This is a genomic window from Nioella sp., from assembly GCF_964229645.1.
Taxonomy (GTDB): Bacteria; Pseudomonadota; Alphaproteobacteria; order Rhodobacterales; family Rhodobacteraceae; genus Nioella.
Genome location: NZ_CAXREX010000251.1, coordinates 1 through 2,214, shown reverse-complemented (window position 1 = coordinate 2,214; position 2,214 = coordinate 1). Strand labels below are relative to the sequence as shown.

At 66.8% G+C, this 2,214-nt stretch carries 2 protein-coding genes; both read left to right on the top strand.

The genetic code is table 11. From position 1 onward, the window contains the following. Window positions 1–1,036, top strand: a 1,036-nt coding sequence (locus ACEQXV_RS16860) for an aldehyde dehydrogenase family protein (protein WP_370270122.1), incomplete at its 5' end; no start/stop codon positions are given. A gap of 11 nt (window positions 1,037–1,047) precedes the next feature. Further along, a partial coding sequence (locus tag ACEQXV_RS16855; RefSeq protein WP_370270121.1) for a Tm-1-like ATP-binding domain-containing protein occupies window positions 1,048–2,214 on the top strand: 1,167 nt, incomplete at its 3' end.

The window sequence follows — 2,214 nt, the reverse complement described above, 5'->3', positions numbered from 1 at the left end:
GCACCGGGAGCCCGTGGGTGTTGTGGGCGCGATCGTGCCGTGGAACTTCCCACTGATGATCGGCGCGTGGAAGCTGGCGCCTGCGCTGGCCGCGGGCAATTCGGTGGTGCTGAAACCGGCGGAAACCGCTTCGCTCACGCTCCTGCGCATCGCCGCACTGGCGCTGGAGGCAGGGCTGCCACCGGGCGTGCTGAACGTGGTAACGGGCGAAGGCCCGGTGGTGGGCGAGGCCATGGGGCTTTCCATGGGCATCGATGTGCTGGCCTTCACGGGCTCGGGTGCGACGGGGCGGCGACTGCTGGACTATTCCGCGCGGTCCAATCTCAAGCGCTGTTACCTGGAGCTCGGGGGCAAGTCGCCCAACGTGATCTTTGCCGATGCGCCGGACCTGGCCACGGCGGCCAAGGTCTCGGCGGCGGGGATCTTCCGCAATGCGGGGCAGGTCTGTGTCGCGGCCTCTCGCCTGTTGGTGGAGGACAGCATCCATGACGAGTTCGTCGCGGCTCTGGTCGCGGCGGCAGAAAGCTTCAGGGTCGGCGATCCGCTGTCTCTGGAGACCCAGATCGGCGCGGTGCACTCGGAACGGCAGATGGCGCAGAAACTGCGCTTCGTGGACGAGGCCGAGGCGGAGGGCGCGCAAAGGCTGACCGGCGGCCGGCGTATCCTGACGGAAACCGGCGGCACCTACATGGCCCCCACGGTCATGGCCGGGGTCGCGCCCGACACAAGGTTGGCACAGAACGAGGTCTTCGGCCCGGTTCTGGCGGTGACGCCCTTCAAGACGGAAGACGAGGCCATAAGGCTGGCCAATGGCACCGACTACGGCCTGTCTTCTGGCGTCTGGACGCGCGATTTATCCCGCGCGCACCGGATGATCCGGGCTATTCGTGCGGGCGTGGTGCATGTGAACACCTATGGCGGGTCGGACCTGACCGTGCCTTTGGGCGGCGTGGGCCAGTCCGGCAATGGCAGCGACAAGTCGCTGCACGCGCTGGCGAAATATGAAAACCTGAAAACGGCGTGGATCCAGCTTTGAGCGGGGGGACAATGGCGGACAAGACCATTCTGGTGGTGGGCACCTACGACACCAAGGACGACGAGTTGCTCTACATGGCCGAGCGCATCCGCGCGCAGGGTGGTGGCGTGCTGACCATGGATGTCTCGGTTCTGGGGGATCCCTCGCAGCCGACGGATATTTCCAAGCATGACGTGGCCGAGGCGGGCGGGTCCAGCATCGACGCGGCCATTGCCTCGGGCGACGAAAACACCGCCATGCAGATCATGGCGCGCGGCGCAGCGGCGCTGGCGGCGCGGGCCTGGGCCGAGGGGCGCTTCGACGGGGTGGTGGTTCTGGGCGGCTCCATGGGCACGGACCTGGCGCTCGACCTGTGCAGCGCCCTGCCTTTGGGCGTGCCGAAATACATCGTTTCGACCGTGGCCTTTTCCACCCTGATCCCCGCCGAGCGGCTGCCTGCCGATATCCAGATGATCCTCTGGGCCGGGGGGCTATACGGGTTGAATTCCGTCTGCAAATCCTCGCTTAGCCAGGCGGCGGGCGCGGTTCTTGGGGCTGCACGGGCAGTGGAGCCGCCGGATCGGTCGAAGCCGCTCATTGGCATGACCAGCCTTGGCAAGTCGGCGCTGAAATACATGGTCTACCTCAAGCCTGAACTGGAGGCGCGCGGTTTCGAAGTCGCCGTGTTTCACGCCACCGGGATGGGTGGGCGCGCCTTTGAATCGCTGGCCGAGCAGGGGGCTTTCGCCGCCGTTTTCGATTTCTGCACGCAGGAGCTTGGCAACCATACCCACGGCTCGGACGTGACCGCCGGGGCCGACCGGCTGACAAATGCTGGCAAGGCGGGCATTCCGCAGCTGGTGTCGACTGGCTGCTATGACCTGGTGGACCTGGCCGGATGGCGAGGCATCCCCGAGAAGTGGGCCGACCTGCCAAGCCACGCGCATAACCGGCTGATTTCCTCGGTGGTGCTGGATGCCGACGGGGTGCGCACGGTCGCCCGTGCGCATGGCCGGGCGCTGGCGGAGGCCAAGGACGAGACCGTGCTGCTGTTGCCGCTTGGCGGCTGCGGCGAATGGGACCGCCCAGGCGCGCCTCTGCACAACCCAGATGGCCTTGCGGCTTTCTGCGAGGAGATGCGCGCAAGCTGCCCGGGGAATGCGCGGCTGGAGGAGATTGACGCCCATATCAATGACGCG